The following is an 18,930-nucleotide window of genomic DNA, read 5'->3' on the forward strand; positions in this document are numbered from 1 at the left end:
CGTTAGAATAGCAGACTTTTTCGCCCTTTCTCAAAGGAAAGTGATTTAATGTCTAGCGTACGTGTTAAAGAAAACGAGCCATTTGACGTGGCTCTGCGCCGCTTCAAGCGCATGATTGAAAAAACTGGTCTATTGACTGATTTGCGTGCTCGCGAATTCTACGAGAAGCCAACTTGGGAGCGCAAGCGTAAGGCTGCTGCTGCGGTTAAGCGTCATTATCGCCGCATCCGCAACCAAACTCTGCCAGCTAAACTTTACTAAGTTTTTGCCATGTCGTTGAAAGTTCGTATCTCTGACGACATGAAGAATGCCATGCGCGCAAAAGATGCTGCGCGTCTTGGTGCAATCAGGTTGTTACAGGCGGCTATCAAGCAGCGTGAAGTGGATGAGCGTATCGAGCTCGATGACACACAAGTCATCGAAGCTATCGAGAAGATGCTCAAGCAACGTCGTGATTCGATCTCCCAATATGAAGCTGCAAACCGTGATGATCTTGCGGATGTAGAAAAGTATGAAGTCGGTGTGTTGCAAGAGTATTTGCCGCAGGCTTTCACTGAAGATGAAGTAAAAGCCATCCTCGAACAAGTGATTATCGATACTGCAGCATCTGGGATTAAAGATATGAGCAAAGTCATGGCTGCGGTAAAGCCACAAGTGGTTGGCCGTGCTGATATGGGTAAGATATCCGGATTGATCAAGGCTAGATTAGGCGCTTGATTTCCATTTCCAGAGTGGTTTCCAGAAATTACCGATAATAAAAAGGAGCTTACGGCTCCTTTTTTGTTTTTAGGCTATTATCCATATTGCCATGATTCCTGAGTCATTTATCCAAGAGTTGCTTAATCGCGTTGATATCGTCAATGTGGTTGATCGTACTGTGCCGCTTAAAAAAGCGGGCGCGAATTACATGGCTTGCTGCCCGTTCCACAATGAGAAATCCCCTTCTTTCACGGTAAGTCCAACCAAGCAGTTCTACCATTGTTTCGGTTGTGGTGCGCATGGTACAGCGGTTGGTTTTCTCATGGAGCATCAAGGCCTCAGTTTTGTTGAGGCGATCAATGAGCTTGCCAAGCAAGTCGGGATGATCGTCCCGCAGGAGACGCGTGACAACAACGAAACCAATCAGGCCTATAAAAAAGCCATGCCGGGTTTGCAAGAGGCGATGCAGCAGGCGAGCGATTATTACCGGGTGGAGTTGAAGAAGTCTCAGCGTGCAATCGAATATTTAAAAGGCCGAGGCCTCAGTGGGCAGATCGCTGCGCGCTTTCAGATGGGCTATTCCCCTGCCGGTTGGCAAAATCTGGCTAGCGTCTTTAGTGATTACCAATCCGAAATGTTGAAGACTTCTGGGTTGGTGATCGATAACGATCAAGGGCGTCGATATGATCGCTTTCGTGATCGTGTGATGTTTCCGATCCATGACCAAAAAGGTCAGATCATTGGGTTTGGGGGGCGAGTGCTTACTACTGGTGCAGATGAGACCGCAGGGGTCTTCCCCGCTGGAGAGGCCGCTGAAGCAGCTCGATCCAGCGTGAACGATGGGCCCAAATATCTAAACTCTCCTGAAACTCCTTTGTTTCAAAAAGGTCATGAATTATACGGGTTGTATTTAGCGCGTCGGGCAATCCGTGATGCTGGTAGGGTTTTGGTCGTTGAAGGCTACATGGATGTCGTTGCGTTGGCGCAATATGGTATCGAATACGCTGTGGCTGCACTGGGTACGGCGACAACTCCCCAGCACATTACCAAACTCATGCGCCAGACGGATGAGATCGTATTCTGTTTCGATGGTGATTCGGCTGGTCAGCGTGCGGCATGGCGCGCGGCAATGAATGCCTTGCCTGCATTGACTGATGGTTTACGTTTGAGCTTCTTGTTTTTGCCTAAAGAGCATGACCCCGATAGCTATGTGCGCGAATTTGGCAAAGAGGCGTTTGAGGCTGCCATGCAAACGGCAATGCCTTTGTCTCAATACATCATTCAATATCTGAGTGCTGAGAACAAACTGCAGTCGCAAGAAGATAAAGTGCAATTTCTGAATGAGGCTGAACCTATTCTCAAGCAGATTCAGGCACCTCGACTGGCACTATTATTGCGTAAACGAGTGGCGGAGTTGGCCGACATTTCGATGGATGAAATGTCTAGCATGATCAAACTACCTGATTTGGATAGGCGCCCGACAAAATCGGCGCCACGTCAGACGCGTACTACGGTTTCTTTGCAGCGTCGATTTGTATTGATGTTGTTGATGCAGCCATCCTTGGCTGAAGAGTCTGATCTTGGTTGGGTACAAGGTAGTGCAGAAGAGGATGTTTTGGTGCAGGTAGCTTTGAAAACCGCATTAACTTATCCGCAATCCAATACTGGCTCCCTGCTTCGGCATTTGGAGGGCGAGCTGGATGGCCGATTGGTGCGTGAAATTGGCCGTGAATTAGCGATTCTTGACGATAGTCTTGATTTTGCTCTTGAATTTCAAGGCGCACGCAAGCATTTAATGGATATGTATTTGCAACGTGACCGCAGCAAATTGTTAGATACGCTCAAGGAAAAACCGCTCAGCGAATTAACCGAGCAGGAAAAAGCGCTCTTAAGGTTTTAACGGCGATTTTGCTAAAAAATGTATGTAAATTAAGTTATAATCTAGGGTTCTCCCGAAACCTTAATCAGGTTAAAAGAATTTGAGGTCAAGCATGGCTAAAGAGCAACAAAACGAAAATGTGAACGATAAGGTCGATGCTCCGGTAAACGACGCAGAAGCGCGCCGCACCAGACTTAAGTCACTGATTGTGCTTGGTAAAGAGCGTGGGTATCTAACTTACGCTGAAATCAACGATCACCTGCCTGATGATGTGCAGGATTCTGAGCAGATCGATGGCATCATCGGCATGATCAACGACATGGGTATTCAGGTGTATGAAGAAGCGCCTGATGCTGAAGTTTTGCTGATGTCCGATGCACCCCCTCCAGTTGCCGATGAAGATGCCGTTGAAGAAGCTGAGCAAGCGCTCTCTACTGTAGATTCAGAATTTGGCCGTACTACTGACCCTGTGCGCATGTATATGCGTGAAATGGGAACGGTTGACCTACTCACTCGCGAAGGCGAGATCGAGATCGCCAAACGTATCGAAGATGGTCTTAAACACATGGTGCAAGCGATTGCTGCTTGCCCGACCACCATTGCGGAATTGTTAGCACTCGTTGATAAAGTAGAAAAAGACGAACTTAGCGTTGATGACCTCGTTGATGGCTTGATCGATAGCGATGTTGGCATGGACGAAGCCATGGCTGTTGAAGCAGCTGGCGAAGAAGATGAAGAGGCTGGCGAAGAGGAAGATGAAGAGGATGATGACGGTGCCAAAGCTGCCGCTATCTCTGCTGAAGCTTTAGCACGTCTTAAGGAAGAAGTGCTGACACGTTTCGCTGTTATTCGTGCATCTAATCAGAAAATGACCCTGATTCTTGAAGCCAAAGGTTCACAGGATAAAGAATATCAAAAGCTGCAATCTGCCATTCTGGAAGAGCTGACAGCTTTCCGCTTCTCTGCAAAGCAAGTAGAAGCGTTATGTGATCATGTTCGCGGTATGGTGGATGAGATTCGCGGCCACGAGCGCAAGATCATGGAGTTCTGTGTAGATAAATCCGGTATGCCTCGCCCACACTTCATTAAAGTGTTCCCGGGCAATGAGGGCAATCTGGATTGGCTAGCTGGTGAACTGGCTGTCAATAAACCATACGTCGAACGTCTTGAGCGCTTTAAGCACTCTATCGTCGATCAGCAGCAACGTTTGCTTGATCTGCAAGCGCGTGTTGGTATTCCTATCAAGGAACTTAAAGAGATCAACAAGCAGATGTCCACTGGCGAAGCCCGTGCGCGTCGGGCCAAACGTGAAATGATCGAAGCTAACTTGCGCCTCGTGATCTCTATCGCCAAGAAATACACAAACCGTGGTTTGCAGTTCTTGGATTTGATTCAAGAAGGCAATATCGGTTTGATGAAAGCCGTAGATAAATTCGAATATCGTCGCGGTTATAAATTCTCGACCTATGCAACATGGTGGATTCGTCAGGCGATCACGCGTTCTATCGCTGACCAAGCCCGCACGATTCGTATCCCAGTGCACATGATCGAAACCATCAATAAGATGAACCGTATCAGCCGTCAGATTTTGCAAGAAACAGGTCTTGAGCCTGATCCTGCCACGTTGGCTGAAAAGATGGAAATGCCGGAAGATAAAATCCGTAAAATTCTTAAAATCTCCAAAGAACCGATTTCAATGGAAACACCAATCGGTGACGACGATGACTCACATCTTGGTGATTTTATCGAGGATATGGCAACGCTGGCACCGGTGGATGCGGCTGTTTACGCAAGCCTGCGTGATGCGACAAAAGAAGTGCTGGAGTCATTGACTGCGCGTGAAGCCAAAGTCTTACGTATGCGCTTCGGTATTGAAATGAATACTGACCATACACTGGAAGAGGTAGGCAAACAGTTTGACGTGACGCGTGAGCGTATTCGTCAGATTGAAGCAAAGGCTTTGCGTAAATTACGTCATCCAACTCGCTCAGAACGCTTACGTAGTTTCCTGGAAACAGGCAACGACTAAAAGGTTTTCGGGCCTCTAGCTCATGCTTGGTTAGAGCAGCGGACTCATAATCCGTTGGTGCTGTGTTCGACTCACAGGAGGCCCACCAACTAGATCAACGGCTTAGGATTTATTCCTAGGCCGTTTTTCTTTCGCCGGGGGGGAAAATGTGGAAACGTCACCACATTGTTTTCCGCCTTAGATTCGATCCGTGCAGCCGCAGCCGTCAGATTATCCGTTGCAAATTTCGCGTATCGATCTACCATTTCCCTAGATTTCCAGCCACCTAAGTCTTTCAGTTCATCGCAGCTTGTTCCTGCCTGTCGATGCCATGAAGCCCATGTATGCCTTAGATCATGAAAACGGAAGTCCTGAATCTCTGCTTTCTTTAAGGCATTGTGCCAAGCATCATTGGATAATTCCCATCCGATCGGCTTACCTTTATAAGTGAAGCAAAAACGTGGGTGTTTCCCGCGTTGCTGTTCCAATACTTCAATCGCATCACGATTCAGTGGTACGCCTCTCGGCGTTCCGTTCTTAGTCTGGTTTAACCAAGCTGTACGACGTACTAAATCAACTCGATCCCTCTTCACAAGATGTCATTTCTGAGCAGTGTGTTTTTCCATCGCATTGGAATTTTTTCGTATTAATAGGGGGGGTCAGGAACTATATCTATTGGTTTTGATAACCATTACCGGATTTTGATTCATATGGCCTAGTTGGCTAAGAGCAGTGTTTTTATTAATATCTTCTTAATCTAGGATCATTAGTATTTCGGTGTGAAACCAGACATGCCAGAAAGCCAGCCTTTAGCCTAAGGAAAAGACTTTTAAGAATATGCCCCTGTTCATGTTCGAGTATAGCTAAATAGGTATATCCAAAAACGGCACCTCTTTTGATAGCTTTTACAAAATATTCACGCGCTTTAAATAAATTCTTTTTAACGCCCGTTCCTTCAAGGTACATCTTGCCTAGCATTAAGTAAGCAATGTGGTTTTCAGTATCTTCATCGACTATAGAATAATAATAAAAAGCTTTTTCGTAATCCTGGATTACTCCCTTACCAAAATAGAAAATTCTACCTAAAGCAAGCCAAGCCTCAACTGCTCCGACTTCATTTACGGCCATCCGATAATAAAAAAGGGCTTTTTCAAAATCTTGATTTACACCTTTTCCACCCCTCTCATAGATGGCACCAGCAAGTGTGTTTGCATGACTATATCCATCATTAATTAGAGCAATAGTTTGAGTTAACGCTTCATAGTAATTTCCAAGTTCATACAAATTAAGAGCTTCATTAAAAAGGCGATTGTTTTGTTTAGGGAAGCTAAGGACGTTGTTGTTGATTTCCAATTTTCTTTTGTCCTATTAATTCAGCACCACGGCGAATGGATTCTTTTCGCTCAATATCTTGAATATAATCATCTGCAGGGTCACCCTTACAGATTCCTGTTCCAAGTACAAGTGCAAGAGTTGCATTTTTACATGGTTTTTTTAGTTTTGGTGCTATACGACAGACTGCTGCAGATGCTTCTGGAGCCCCAGTTGCCGCAATTGTAATGCCTGCTCCCGCTACGGCTGCAACCCCTCCGGCTTTTAAAGCAGCATGGCCCATCAGTCCAATTTGCGTAGCTTGATCTAATGTTACACCGCGCTGCAATCCACCTAGAGTTGCCCCAAGGAGTAGACCTTGCTCATCTATATAACTCACTGGGTTTCCTTCAACATAACCGTAAGCGTTTATTCCCCCTTTAAGCCCAATAGGATCACTCTCAATATATCGCCCCGTCCTAGAATTGTAATCCCGATAGTAGTTGTAGATAAGTCCACTCGCTGAATCATAAAGCTGCCCAGGGAATCGTAGATTGTATGTGAAGGTTCCCAGCCCACTTGGATTGTCATTCGGCAGATTCGCCCCAAAGGCTTCTGAGAGCTCAGGTAGCCAGTGCCATACGGTTTGATTGGCTGCATTCTTGATGCGTCTAGGCGTATTGAGGTAATCCGCAAATACAAAGTAAGTCAGGCTTTGGATCGTGCTTGTGGTGTTCGGCACGATACGCACAGCATCGGCAATCACAGCGCCATTGCCTTGGCCACTTAAGCTGACAGTCAGGTTGTTAGCAATATCCAGATCATAACTTCCCAAGTAATTCCAGGTGCCACCACTCTTGGTCTGGTCTACCGTGACAGTTGTTGGGATACTGCCAGTCGTATTGGGGTTGATGGTGTAAGTCGCATTGGTGGCATTAGTGGTTGCGGCAATCCATCTGGCATAGACACGGTAATTCTGTGTGGCAGTCGGTGTGATGCTATAGAGTACATTGTCTGCCGTACTCGCGGTCGTCGTATGGTTGACGTAATTAGTACCGTAGTGCCCGTTGACGAGCGCCAATCTACGTTAGTTGGCGCTCACAAATTTTCTGTTCGTAATTCCAGCGTCCCCCGCTATCCAAACAACTATCAATCTTGATGTGCGCTCGAATCCAAACCACAGACAGAACTACCCCCAACGCTAGGATCACAGTAATAATCCATTTCTTTAGATTCATTTTTCAACCTTAGTAACTAGATGGTAAGCCATTAGGCCTAAACGAGCTACACACCATTTCGCAAGGCAACTGAGAGTTCCTTGCGCCGCTTCTGCCTGCCGCGTTAGCGACTTGATCTGCAGCCGATGCGCTGGCAGGATATCCTTTGATGTTTTGATCAACCCATTCACGCGTATCCGAAATAATGCACGCGACTTTCTCACCAGCCGAGCACGGCGAGAAGCTTCACATCAACTGGGTGGTGCGGCCAGCATTGTCACAATTATCGTGGCCTATTCCATACGTTCAAAGTATGTCCCCTAATTTCAAACAAAATAGCACACACATTAAGTTTTTGCGATTCACTGCGTTGTGTACCAATTACCAACTAAATGAGTTAATGCTCCAATTTTATTCGTTTGTGCTGGAATACCTTTAGAGCAGTAAACCATAGCTCGTCCCTCTGTTTCATGTTCAGAAAAAACTACACAACTACCCATCGAATAAACTAAATAATCAATAAACTCATCGTCGGTTTCATCTCCCCCTGAGAGTAGTATTTTCGCTTGCTTTGTAGCAGACCATCCATGAAGCGCTACCCAACGCCAAGACCAGTTTGTAAATAACAGTGACATGGATATGGCTATTGCTACTAAAACTATAAGTGATTTTTTCATTATTTAAACCCTTGGGGAAGAACAATTAGCTTTACTCCGCCATTGTTATAATTATCTTGGAAAAGCTTATTTAGTTTGTTATACGTTGCCCGATCTGTAACCATACAACCAAGCGACACTCCGCCATTCGTACCATCTTTACCTGAATGAATTTGGGCGCCGTGCGTTATTGAACCATCAGAATTTTTGATAGTGTTCCAATCATCTGTATTAGAAACTGTTGGTCGTCCAGCGTTCTTATTTCTGTTTAATAATCCATTTATAAATGTATCAGGCAAACTAGGGCGTGGTTTTATCGAATATGTACCTGTCTGAATTTGATTGTAATTAGTAGTCCCAGTATTGAAAGTACCCGTAATACTGCTAGGCAATCCAGTTCCTGTAGCAGAAAAATAAAATCCACCACTTGGTAATGGGATTGCCGTAACCGTTGCATCTAAGCCCAACGGATCAACATAACTAAGCGGATTCCCTCCCACATAGGCATATGTGTTGATCCCACCCGCTAGCCCAATAGGATCACTCTCAATATATCGCCCCGTCCTAGAATTGTAATCCCGATAGTAGTTGTAGATAAGTCCACTCGCTGAATCATAAAGCTGCCCAGGGAATCGTAGATTGTATGTGAAGGTTCCCAGCCCACTTGGATTGTCATTCGGCAGATTCGCCCCAAAGGCTTCTGAGAGCTCAGGTAGCCAGTGCCATACGGTTTGATTGGCTGCATTCTTGATGCGTCTAGGCGTATTGAGGTAATCCGCAAATACAAAGTAAGTCAGGCTTTGGATCGTGCTTGTGGTGTTCGGCACGATACGCACAGCATCGGCAATCACAGCGCCATTGCCTTGGCCACTTAAGCTGACAGTCAGGTTGTTAGCAATATCCAGATCATAACTTCCCAAGTAATTCCAGGTGCCACCACTCTTGGTCTGGTCTACCGTGACAGTTGTTGGGATACTGCCAGTCGTATTGGGGTTGATGGTGTAAGTCGCATTGGTGGCATTAGTGGTTGCGGCAATCCATCTGGCATAGACACGGTAATTCTGTGTGGCAGTCGGTGTGATGCTATAGAGTACATTGTCTGCCGTACTCGCGGTCGTCGCATGGCTGACGTAATTAGTACCATAGTAACCAGCAATGGATATGCTGGCTGTCCAGGTGCCAGTGGCCGTGGCACTAGTGATGCTGCCTGTACTAGTGTTATCTGCCGTCCGCTGTAGCGCACTTGGACGCAGGGTCATGATCGGGGTATTACCCAACCAGACGGTTTCCTGAATCACATCACTGCCGCTGTCATACTCACCCAGTAATTGGCCTGATGTGTCATACAGGTAGCGTGTATTGTTATTATTGCGGTTAACAAACTCACCAAGTCCGTTATAGGCCAAGCTGTAGATATTGGTGCTGGCACGAGTGACTTGTTTTAAGCGACCACTATTGTAGTAGGTGTAAGTATCCTGGCCATTACCAGTGATATTGCCTGAGAGGTCATATGCATAAGTGCGTGCTGTTGGCCCAGCTTCACTACTCAGACGATTGCTGATCGGATCAATAGTATAGGCATAATTGCTGGCGTCGATGGTTAGTTGAGTGCGGTTACCATTTAGATCGTATTGATAGCCTTGGTTATAGGTTGGCGTCACGTTATTGGTGAGTCGGTCAAGATTATCGTAACTGTAACTGCTGATTGAGGTGGTGATCGGGGTGGTTGGCGTTGCAATGGCTGCGCGGTTCAGTTGAGAGATGCGGCCAGCGTTGTCATATGTGACTACTTGCAAGTCATCGCCCAGTGTCTGGGTCAATGGCCTGCCATCACTATCCAGCGTTCGGGTATAGGTTTGTCCGTTACCCCATGTCCAACTTGCAGGCGTGCCTGTTGGGAAGTACTGGATATTACCCACCATCAACACACTATCAACCCAGACCTGATTGACCTGCCCGTTGGCGTTATATTGATAGTCAACATAATGCGTGCTGGGATAGATGATACGGCTCAAGTGCCCCGTACTGTCGTACTGTATCTGTAGATCATAAATCTGGGTGCCCACGCGTTGTTGCTTGCGGATAAGGCGACCTAGGATGTCATAACTCCAGGCCGTACTCCCTGAGAGATCGGTCATTCCTGTGAGATGGCCTTTACCATTGGTGCCAGCATCATAGGTATAGGTCACTGTTTCATCAGTGACGGTACCGAGTTTATAAGTAATAGCAGTCACTCGATTAGCGGCATCATAGGTATAGGTACGAATAGCCCCACGCGCATCGGTACTGGTCTTGAGATTGCCTGCAGTATCGTAGGTATTAGTAGTGGTTCCCGTATCTGGGCTGCTACGAGTTAGCACGTCACCCAACGCATTTTTGGTATAGCTGGTCGTCAATGCTCTAGGATCTGTGATACTAGTCACATCATCCAGCGGATTATATTGACTGGTAATCGTGCCGAGTTGCCCAGTGGTGCTGGGATTGGGTTGGTTCTGCTGAATCGGGCGGTTTAAGGCATCATATTGATAGACGTTGCTATTTCCTAGACCATCCGTGACTTTGGTAGGGTTGCCAGCAGCATCGTATTCGTATTGGGTGATGGGGCTAGCAGCATATACCACCATTGGTGTAAGGCTGACCAAACCCAATGCCACAGCTATGCTGCTGGTCACTGATCGGATCAAACGTGATGAGGCGCCTGTACGTGAAGCAGGAGTGTTCATGAGTGTTTTCATCATTGAGCTCCTACCCCAGTTAACTGTTGCAGCCGATTCAGTGCGTCATAGCTTCGCGTCAATGTCTTGGTCAGGTTGCCGCTAGGGTCTTTCAGTTGCTCGCTGATGCGGTTCCCTTCAGTATCCAGTGTATAGGTAACCGTGTTATTGAGGATGTCTGCAATACCAATTAAACGATGCGCTGCATCATAGGTGTAGTTTAGATAGCTGCTGTCTGGCAATGTCAGTCTGGTTACTTGACCCACTCCGTCATATTGCAAGCTCGTGGTTAACGCCCCCACCGTCTGGGTTAGCAGACGCTGTCTCGCATCATAGGTATTGGTGGTGATCAGCCCATTGGGGTCCGTCATCTTCTCCAACTGCCCATGGTGGTTGTAACGATCGTAGGTGGTGATCTGCCCTAATTCATTGGTCAAGGTCTTTAACTGTCCACGGCAACCCAAATTCGTCACCGTACTGCCGCTGGTACTAGCAACACAAGTGGCATTGTGCGGATAGTAGGTATAAGTGCTAATGTCACTGACGTCGGTTCTGGGGCCATTGACTACTTTGGTAAGGATTAGGCCAGGAACTGTAGTTGAGTAAGTGTTGGTGATGGTAGTCGTACGAGTCACACCAAGCGCAGGGTCTGTTATCGCTAGACTACTGAGGTTGCCTTTGGTGTCATAGGTGTAGGTGGTCTGTTTGAATGGAGTGGTACTGGTAGGGGTTCCACTGCTGTTGGCACCACCAATATATTCATTGATCTGCAATGGCAAGTGCCAGGAGGTATGCCAGGTCGTAGTAATGGAGCGGGTGGTGCCAGGAGTGACAGCGCCTGTTGAGGTAAGTCCTTCAGTACGGCTGGTTTCAAGGTTGCGTAAATCATAGACATACGTACTTTTGTTGCCGTTAAAGTCATTACGGCTAGATACGTTGCCGTTCACATCGTATGTCAAGCTTAAAGCCGATGCGCTACAGCCACTGCCAGCAGGCTGGGTAATGCCTGTATTGTGTACCTGATTGAGAATAGTTGAGATACCCATAGTGCGGACAGTGCCAAGTGAATCAGTAATGTCTGTACTGGCAATGTTATAGCTCAAAGTGATCTGGCTGGCTCCCTCTGCCAAGGTTGAATTGTAGACTCGGCCTTGCGTGTCGTACCCCCATGTAGCAAAGCGATTGCTGTTTTCATCGATGATGCCGGTGAGGCTATGTGGTAGGCCACTATTTTCGTAGAGGTATTGACGTACTTTAGAATCTGCCCATGTAACATTACTTAGATTATTGTTACCGTCATAACTAAACTGAGTCGTGCTGTTATCAGGAAGGGTTACTTTTGAGATATGGGGTTTAGGGCTATAGTTGTCGTAAGTGAAAGATAGTCTCTGTCCTAATGCATTAAAAATTTGCTCAAGGCGACCATAGCCATCACGTCCCATCATAAGGGAAAATCCCGCACGGTTAGTGATAGTTAGCAACTGTCCAATCGAAGAATAGGTTTCTTTACTGTCATCGCTGGCATTTGTAATAATCCATCCACTAGTGCTGCCATCACTATTAACAGTACGTGTGAGAGTATCCGTAATATCGCCATCGGACACATAAACGCTGTTATTTAAGGTGTAGGTGATGATTTGACCACCTAGGCGGGAAGCGTAAACACTGGCAGGAGCAATGTTAGGAGTACTAGTCGTTGCCACTTCTAGTTTGAGATCATAAGAGCTGACCCATTGCTGACCATGTTCAAAAGTTGGCGTGTAAATAGCGCCGGACAGATTGCTAATATAGTCTAAGCTATAAGCCAAATTAACTGCATGAGCTCCTCTGTAAATATCCAGAGGCTCCATATTCGCTCCAGTACCTGCATTTATCGGGTCACCTACTGCTAGAGACGGCGATTTTGATTCACAACTTTTGAGGAACATTTTTTGTTGCTTGGCTTCCGATGGCGGAATGCTGCTGGCAGGAAGGGCACAACTGCCATCAGCTTGTCTAATTTCAGGGGCGACACATGATGTTGTAAATGTGCAAGTTTGAGAAAATGAGCTGTATGCAGTAGGTGTAGAACCGGTGGGGCAAACAAATTGTCGGGTAACTGGATATCCGTAAGCTGGAGAGCCATTTGATGAGCAATATTGATTCTGAGCCGACCAGATTCCAGTGAATGCTAAAGGCACCCAAGGATTGTTAGTACATGCTTGGGAAGGGCTATCCCAAAAACCTGCCGTGAGGTAGTTTACTACGTAGTATTTTGTAAATGAAACAGCAGTATCAGCATGGGCTGAATGACCTATAAGTAGGAGTAACCAAAGTGCTAAAGAATATGGAATAAATTTCTTTATTTTTTTAAGCACCCTTATTGAAGTACATGTTATCCCAGTCATTTTTATACTTTTTTAAATTTAATAATTTGATTTTCCTAATCTTACAAGATTAAAAGTGTTTTATTGTAAATATTAAACAAAGTAAAAGTTAAGGTTTTGTGTACTAATGAAATTCAGTGCTGAGTTAATGCAAATTCCCCTAATGTGACATTAATGACAACCACCAATGGTGCTTAGCGAGCGATGGCAGTAAAATTAAAAACAAAAATTAATAAGTTATTAAAACTCATAATCCGTTGGTGCTGTGTTCGACTCACAGGATGCCCACTAATCGCAATAAAGGGTAGCTTTATAGCTACCCTTTAATTTTTATACGCAGCAGACTCCACCCATTACAAACTCTGTTGTGGTTGATAGACCAATATAAGTTAAACTTTTACATTCGATTGATTCCAAAAGTTTAATGTAATGAGTAAGCATATCGGTATTCTTCTTGCCTTGATGCTTGGCCTGATCTTGACTGCTTGTAGCGTAGAGCCCAATCCCGCCTATCCCATTCTTAAAGAAATAAAAACGCAGCGGACTACATCCTCCGAGCACATTCTGGATTTTAGAAACATGGCAAATTCTGAATGGGGGCGGGTATGTTTTTTTGGCCCTTATTCAGTGAATACTAGTCAAGTTTTAGGGCTCAATTGGGAGCTAAGTGACCATGTTTCTATAAGTGATGAATCAGTTTTGACGATTGTTTTTGCATCAGACACTAAAGTGACAGAGTATGCGGTTAACCCGAGATCAAATGGTGATTTCTCTCGCATGTCAGGGATGTGCTTTCTCAGAAAAGATGCTTTATTCGTTTTGGATGAAATGGGTAAGTATATTCATAAGGTCGATGTGGTAAAACCCTGACTCATTGAGCTTTTGAATACAAGAACTTCTCTGAAAGTTATTTGAAGTATTGTGGTAGCATCTTTTCGCTAAATTAGCTGATGCATTGTTTTTGCATTCGCGATGAAAGACCATTCAAAAAATTAGGCATTCAAATCAATACACTTATGCAGCTCTCTAAACCCACCCTAAAAAGCCACCTAGCATTTACTATTTTAAGTGCGCTCATTTTGTTGCTGATGTTCTCGCTTTTGAGGCTGGCCTTACTGATCCACAATCACGACCAGATAGGCACAACTCCTTTATCTGTCGTAGCCGAAGCCTTTTTTAATGGCGTGCGTTTCGATTTGCGCGTCGTCGTCGTCGCTTGTATTCCATTGTTATTAGCGATTCTAAGTCGGCGCGCCATGGCAGCAAGACTCATGTATCGGTGGTGGTTGATCGGGTTTGCGAGCATTACTTTATTTTTAGGTATTGTTGAGCTGGATTTTTACCAATCATTCAATCAGCGCTTAAATAGTCTGGTATTTCAATATTTCAAGGAAGACCCCGCGACTGTAGTCAGCATGGTTTGGTATGGTTTCCCTGTGGCGCGGTATTTATTGGCCTGGTTAGTCGGTACATTGGTATTGGTGCAGATATTCAAATACGCAGATATTCTGACTAGGCCAGAATTAACCAATGCCTCTTTATCAACACGCTTTTTTACTCATCAGTGGTATTGGCGTTTGCTGGTCTTTATTGTCTTCTTGGCTGTTTTTATTGTGGCTGCGCGCGGTACATTGCGTCAGGGGCCTCCATTAAGGTGGGGTGATGCATTTACAACGGAGTCTATGTTTGTAAATGAGCTTGGCCTTAATGGCACACTGACTTTATATGAAGCTGCTAAAACCATGCTTTCTGACCAGCGCCAAAAGTTATGGAAATCTTCGTTGCCTGATGTGCAGGCTCAAGCAATCGTCAGAAAGATGTTGCTAACGCCTGATGACCAGTTGATTGATTCTGATATCGCTGCGGTGCGGCGTGATTTTAATCCTCCGGCAAATAACACGCTTCAGATTAAAAATGTGGTCGTGATCTTGATGGAAAGTTTCTCCGGTCAGTATGTTGGTGCGTTGGGGAACGATGACAATATCACCCCCAATTTTGACAAGTTATCGCGTGAAGGCTTGTTGTTTAATCGATTTTTCTCAAACGGAACGCATACGCATCAGGGCATGTTTGCGACAATGGCTTGTTTTCCTAATCTACCGGGGTTTGAGTATTTGATGCAAACGCCAGAGGGGCAGAATAAGTTCTCTGGATTGCCTCAGTTGTTAAGCGCGCGCGCCTTCGATAATCTTTATGTCTACAATGGTGACTTCGCTTGGGATAATCAGGCTGGGTTTTTCGGTAATCAGGGCATGTCCAATTTTATTGGACGTAAAGATTATATAAACCCTGTATTCTCTGATCCAACGTGGGGGGTCTCCGATCAGGATATGTTTGATCGTGGTGCTGTAGAGCTTGCAAAAAAAGATACTGCAAAACCTTTTTATGCGCTCTTGCAGACACTTTCCAACCATACCCCTTATGCCTTACCTAAGGATCTACCTGTTGAGCGAGTGACTGGGCATGGTTCCCTTGATGAGCATTTGACTGCCATGCGCTACTCTGATTGGGCCTTAGGTCAGTTTTTTGAGAAAGCACGCAAATCCCCTTATTTCAAGAATACGCTATTCGTTGTGGTGGGGGATCACGGGTTTGGCAGCAATATTCATCTAACCGAGATGGATCTATATCGATTCCATGTTCCCTTGTTATTTATTGCGCCTGGCATACAGGAGAAATTTGGGGCAACCAACAATGTTGTAGGCACTCAAGTGGATATAGTACCTACCATTATGGGGCGCTTAGGGGGCAATGTACGTCATCAATGTTGGGGCCGCGATTTATTGAATTTGCCAGCGGTAGATCAGGGAGAAGGTGTCATTAAACCTTCAGGCAATGATCAGACAGTCGCAATCATTCGTGATCATTATGTGCTGGTGAAAGCTAAAGGTGTAGATGCACGCTTATACGATTATCAGTTAGGTAAAGATGCAATGGTCAAGCATATTGATGATGAAGCGCGTAGTAAAGATATGCTGCTCAACTTAGAAGGTTTTTTGCAAACCGCGACAAAGAGTTTATTGGATAACACGGCTGGTGTTAACGATAGCCATGATGAGTAACCACGAAATATGGTGCTGGATTTTTATTGCAGACATGCTTAAAAAATTGGATAGGTTTTGAGCATCAATAAAAAGTTAAAAAAATTTCTTGTAGCGATAACTCTACTTTTTCTGACAGCTACATTTATCTATTTTCGTATTGATGCACTGGCAGTTTATTTGTGGCGAGAATATGGGGCTGAGCCTTTAGGTTTTAAAATCGATACGCCGCTGAATCTTCAGAACTATCGTGTTGAAATCGATGGGTTGGCTATTCCAGATGTTGAGGACGCTTCTGATCTAGCTTATAACGCTAAGCGGAAAACACTTTTTACCGTACTTAACCAGAAACCATTCATTCTCGAGTTAAGTCTCGATGGCCGCGTGTTACGTAAAATCAAAGTAAATGGTGTTACCGATATGGAAGGGATTACCCATATTGGTGAAAATCAATATGTAATCATTGATGAAAAAGCTAACCGTATTAGTCTTCTTGAGTTGAATGATGATGCAACAGAAATCGATGTTACTAATGCTCCCCATTTGGTTCTAAAAGTCGAGAGCAGCGGTAATAAAAATTACGAAGGTATCGTTTGGGATGCCCTGCATAAGCGCTTACTGCTTGTGAAAGAGCGTGACCCAAAACACCTGATATCCATTACTGGATTTGTTAAAGGCGCTTTTGATCGGCACGGCAGTGTGACTTCTATTGTTAATACCCAAGATAGTACAAAGATAGAGGAAATTGAGCATGCGGAAGACTCGATTCTACAATTGCGTGATTTATCTGCCCTGACTATTTACACAAAGACAGGCCATTTACTTTTGCTTAGTGATGAGTCGCGTATGTTGATCGAGTTAGATAAACATGGGAGATTGATCGGGTCATTAGCGCTATGGATGGGCTTTCACGGCTTGAGTAACAATGTGCCGCATGCTGAAGGTGTCGCTATTGGGGCTGATAAAAAGGTCTATGTGATTAGTGAGCCCAACCTTTTTTATGTGTTTAGCCCTATATAAAACCAATCATGCAGTAATTAACTGTTGTCTTCCATTTGTATTGAGTGATTTACGTCTTTAAAATTAGGGTAAGTCTGTGACTTTTGAGATGAGCTAATTGATGCGGTCGGGGTATACGGAGTAAGTTGTCCAAATGAATATGCTAGTGTGATCGGGCCAAAAACCAAGGCTATGATGAGTAGATTTAGTAGTTTATGCATGATGTTTTATGGTATTGACTGATTGGTATTTCAGTTTAATAAAACCTCTTTTACCAAAGCATCCGTTCTGTTCTTATAAGCATGTAGGAAATTTCTGAGACTGGCTAACCGATATGAAAAAGCCCAGTATTTACTGGGCTTTTTCATTACAGGTAGTTGTTTCTTATTTTTTGTTTGATGAGATTACGTATCGTCTGCAGATAGTTTTCATAACTACCAAAGAACCGCGCACCTTGTGTGTTACAACTCGGACAAACAATAATTTTCTCAGGGTATTCACCATCAGTTACTTTTAAGTCATGTTTGCATTTGAGGCAAAATGGCTGCAGCTCTTCAATAGCTTCATAGTCGCTACCATATTTCCATGACCATTCAGCACCATGGAATTGATCTGAGAGATAGCTTAACCATTTGGGTGTGTTGTCGCCGAAATGTTCGTAAAGCAGCTTTGATGCGATGGCAATAAGCCCTAGGGTACCTATCGTGACTAATACAACATATCCGTTATTATAATTACTGCTTTGGATTAGCCAGACCACAAATGCACGTAGGAGGGTATGTTCAAGAATTGCGACAATAAGTACAACGCTGATAACAGTGACGATAATCCAGTGTTGCGACACTTTGCGCACTAGATTCTCCAATAGTTTTTCAAGTTTGGAAATAATGGATTCCATCATCTTGATATTCTCCTGTTTTATGATTTTTTATGGCTATCGTTTTTCGGCATCAGGCACTTAGCTACTCGTCAATGCCAACCCAAAATAGTACTGTATTTTTGAGTTCTTGTAAGAATTAAAGATGCTTCAACAATCGATGCTAATTGCGCTTGATGTTGGCATTGTCTCCAATGTGTGTTTCGCCACGTTTCTTTGCTAACTCAATCTGCTTTTGCCGTTCGGTAATACTGGCACGCTTCTCTGCCGATAATTGATTAAAGCAATGGGGGCATGAAATGCCTTTAACATATTGAGATGATGCCATTTCATCTGGGGATATAGGGTGGCGACATGCATAACATTGGTCATAATCCCCTAATTCCAATCCATGCCTGACTGCAACCCGTTGGTCGAATACAAAGCATTCACCTTCCCACAAACTTTCTTCAGCAGGCACGTTCTCCAGATATTTTAATATGCCCCCCTGTAGATGGAATACCTCTTCAAACCCTTGCTCCATCATGTACGAGCTCGCTTTCTCACACCGAATACCGCCTGTGCAGAACATCGCTATTTTCTTATGTTTATTCGGGTCGAGATTCTTGCTTACGTAATCGGGAAATTCGCGAAATGTTGTAGTGTGTGGATCAACTGCACCCTGAAATGTACCAATGTCATACTCATAGTCATTGCGTGTATCAATCAATATGACATCCGGGTCAGAGATAAGTGCATTCCAATCTTCAGGTTTAACGTAAGTGCCAACCTTTTTATTTGGGTCTATCCCCGGCACACCCAGCGTGACAATTTCTTTTTTCAGGCGCACTTTCATGCGGTAAAACGGCATGGTATCGGCAAATGACTCTTTATGGTCAAGGTCTGCAAGCCTAGGGTCTGAATGCAAGTGCTCAATCAGTGTATCTATAGCTGTTCTGGTGCCTGCAACGGTACCATTGATGCCTTCCTCCGCAAGTAGCAGGGTGCCTTTTATGCCTTGGTTAATGCATAACGCTAGCAGGCTCGGTTGCATCTCCTTGTAATTCGGCAAACTGGCAAATTTATATAAAGCGGCAACGATAATATTCGACACGACTGGTTACTCCTTTCAACACCCGACATGATAAATCAATCGACTGATAAACATAATGGAATTAATGGTT

The 18,930-nt window shown here is 44.8% G+C and carries 14 protein-coding genes, 1 tRNA gene and 2 pseudogenes; 8 read left to right on the top strand and 9 right to left on the bottom strand.

Annotated features, from left to right (window positions below):
* The first annotated feature begins 48 nt into the window (after positions 1 to 48).
* The 5 genes from rpsU to A7981_RS01910 all read left to right on the top strand — a co-directional run bounded on the left by rpsU (position 49) and on the right by A7981_RS01910 (position 4,695).
* Positions 49 to 261, top strand: coding sequence for a 30S ribosomal protein S21 (rpsU, locus tag A7981_RS01890; protein WP_067263231.1), 213 nt, complete (start codon positions 49 to 51; stop codon positions 259 to 261).
* A gap of 9 nt (positions 262 to 270) precedes the next feature.
* Entirely contained in the window at positions 271 to 717 is a 447-nt protein-coding gene (locus A7981_RS01895; protein WP_067263234.1) for a GatB/YqeY domain-containing protein, read from the top strand.
* Between the two features lie 91 nt (positions 718 to 808).
* A complete protein-coding gene (locus A7981_RS01900; RefSeq protein ID WP_067263236.1) occupies positions 809 to 2,599 on the top strand; it encodes a DNA primase in 1,791 nt (596 codons plus the stop codon).
* A 91-nt stretch (positions 2,600 to 2,690) separates the two neighbouring features.
* Complete coding sequence (gene rpoD, locus A7981_RS01905; RefSeq protein WP_067263240.1) at positions 2,691 to 4,607, top strand: RNA polymerase sigma factor RpoD; 1,917 nt, start codon at positions 2,691 to 2,693, stop codon at positions 4,605 to 4,607.
* Positions 4,608 to 4,616: 9 nt separating this feature from the next.
* Positions 4,617 to 4,695, top strand: a tRNA-Ile gene (locus tag A7981_RS01910).
* A 1-nt stretch (position 4,696) separates the two neighbouring features.
* Here A7981_RS01910 and A7981_RS01915 read toward each other — a convergent pair.
* The 7 genes and pseudogenes from A7981_RS01915 to A7981_RS01940 all read right to left on the bottom strand — a co-directional run.
* Positions 4,697 to 5,170: pseudogene (locus tag A7981_RS01915) on the bottom strand (site-specific integrase); the annotation flags it as partial.
* A gap of 157 nt (positions 5,171 to 5,327) precedes the next feature.
* The gene (locus tag A7981_RS01920) at positions 5,328 to 5,939 is read right to left on the bottom strand and encodes a tetratricopeptide repeat protein (RefSeq protein ID WP_067263243.1); all 612 of its coding nucleotides are present in this window, start codon (positions 5,937 to 5,939) and stop codon (positions 5,328 to 5,330) included.
* Complete coding sequence (locus A7981_RS01925) at positions 5,914 to 6,978, bottom strand: RHS repeat-associated core domain-containing protein (protein WP_067263247.1); 1,065 nt, start codon at positions 6,976 to 6,978, stop codon at positions 5,914 to 5,916. The genes A7981_RS01920 and A7981_RS01925 overlap by 26 nt, the downstream gene beginning before the upstream one ends.
* Positions 6,979 to 7,144: 166 nt before the next feature.
* A pseudogene (locus A7981_RS12400) lies at positions 7,145 to 7,330 on the bottom strand (hypothetical protein); the annotation flags it as partial.
* Positions 7,331 to 7,476: 146 nt separating this feature from the next.
* A complete protein-coding gene (locus A7981_RS01930; RefSeq protein WP_067263250.1) occupies positions 7,477 to 7,791 on the bottom strand; it encodes a hypothetical protein in 315 nt (104 codons plus the stop codon).
* Complete coding sequence (locus A7981_RS01935; RefSeq protein ID WP_082889181.1) at positions 7,791 to 10,508, bottom strand: RHS repeat-associated core domain-containing protein; 2,718 nt, start codon at positions 10,506 to 10,508, stop codon at positions 7,791 to 7,793. The genes A7981_RS01930 and A7981_RS01935 overlap by 1 nt, the downstream gene beginning before the upstream one ends.
* Positions 10,505 to 12,292, bottom strand: coding sequence for an RHS repeat protein (locus A7981_RS01940; RefSeq protein ID WP_165595530.1), 1,788 nt, complete (start codon positions 12,290 to 12,292; stop codon positions 10,505 to 10,507). The genes A7981_RS01935 and A7981_RS01940 overlap by 4 nt, the downstream gene beginning before the upstream one ends.
* A 987-nt stretch (positions 12,293 to 13,279) precedes the next feature.
* Here A7981_RS01940 and A7981_RS01945 point away from each other — a divergent pair.
* The 3 genes from A7981_RS01945 (at position 13,280) to A7981_RS01955 (ending at position 16,911) form a co-directional block, all read left to right on the top strand.
* The gene (locus tag A7981_RS01945) at positions 13,280 to 13,720 is read left to right on the top strand and encodes a hypothetical protein (RefSeq protein ID WP_067263261.1); all 441 of its coding nucleotides are present in this window, start codon (positions 13,280 to 13,282) and stop codon (positions 13,718 to 13,720) included.
* Between the two features lie 146 nt (positions 13,721 to 13,866).
* Positions 13,867 to 15,912, top strand: coding sequence for an LTA synthase family protein (locus A7981_RS01950; RefSeq protein ID WP_067266379.1), 2,046 nt, complete (start codon positions 13,867 to 13,869; stop codon positions 15,910 to 15,912).
* 57 nt (positions 15,913 to 15,969) lie between these two features.
* The gene (locus A7981_RS01955; RefSeq protein ID WP_254258473.1) at positions 15,970 to 16,911 is read left to right on the top strand and encodes an SdiA-regulated domain-containing protein; all 942 of its coding nucleotides are present in this window, start codon (positions 15,970 to 15,972) and stop codon (positions 16,909 to 16,911) included.
* 346 nt (positions 16,912 to 17,257) lie between these two features.
* Here A7981_RS01955 and A7981_RS01960 read toward each other — a convergent pair whose 3' ends face one another.
* Both A7981_RS01960 and A7981_RS01965 read right to left on the bottom strand, forming a co-directional pair.
* Positions 17,258 to 17,791: a hypothetical protein gene (locus A7981_RS01960; protein ID WP_067263265.1), complete on the bottom strand. Its 534-nt coding sequence runs from the start codon at positions 17,789 to 17,791 to the stop codon at positions 17,258 to 17,260.
* Between the two features lie 139 nt (positions 17,792 to 17,930).
* Positions 17,931 to 18,860 carry a rhodanese-related sulfurtransferase gene (locus A7981_RS01965; RefSeq protein ID WP_067263268.1) on the bottom strand — a complete coding sequence of 310 codons (930 nt, stop codon included), beginning with the start codon at positions 18,858 to 18,860 and terminating at the stop codon, positions 17,931 to 17,933.
* Positions 18,861 to 18,930: the final 70 nt, after the last annotated feature.

The sequence above is a fragment of the Methylovorus sp. MM2 genome (assembly GCF_001648895.1).
In the GTDB taxonomy this organism is placed as follows: Bacteria; Pseudomonadota; Gammaproteobacteria; order Burkholderiales; family Methylophilaceae; genus MM1.

What these genes read in the sequence shown, in the direction of transcription:
- A7981_RS01960 (WP_067263265.1), bottom strand. Translation starts at nt 17,791, where the DNA reads ATGATGGAATCCATTATTTCCAAACTTGAAAAACTATTGGAGAATCTA.
- A7981_RS01930 (WP_067263250.1), bottom strand. Translation starts at nt 7,791, where the DNA reads ATGAAAAAATCACTTATAGTTTTAGTAGCAATAGCCATATCCATGTCA.
- A7981_RS01900 (WP_067263236.1), top strand. Translation starts at nt 809, where the DNA reads ATGATTCCTGAGTCATTTATCCAAGAGTTGCTTAATCGCGTTGATATC.
- A7981_RS01950 (WP_067266379.1), top strand. Translation starts at nt 13,867, where the DNA reads ATGCAGCTCTCTAAACCCACCCTAAAAAGCCACCTAGCATTTACTATT.
- A7981_RS01945 (WP_067263261.1), top strand. Translation starts at nt 13,280, where the DNA reads ATGAGTAAGCATATCGGTATTCTTCTTGCCTTGATGCTTGGCCTGATC.
- rpoD (WP_067263240.1), top strand. Translation starts at nt 2,691, where the DNA reads ATGGCTAAAGAGCAACAAAACGAAAATGTGAACGATAAGGTCGATGCT.
- A7981_RS01895 (WP_067263234.1), top strand. Translation starts at nt 271, where the DNA reads ATGTCGTTGAAAGTTCGTATCTCTGACGACATGAAGAATGCCATGCGC.
- rpsU (WP_067263231.1), top strand. Translation starts at nt 49, where the DNA reads ATGTCTAGCGTACGTGTTAAAGAAAACGAGCCATTTGACGTGGCTCTG.
- A7981_RS01935 (WP_082889181.1), bottom strand. Translation starts at nt 10,508, where the DNA reads ATGATGAAAACACTCATGAACACTCCTGCTTCACGTACAGGCGCCTCA.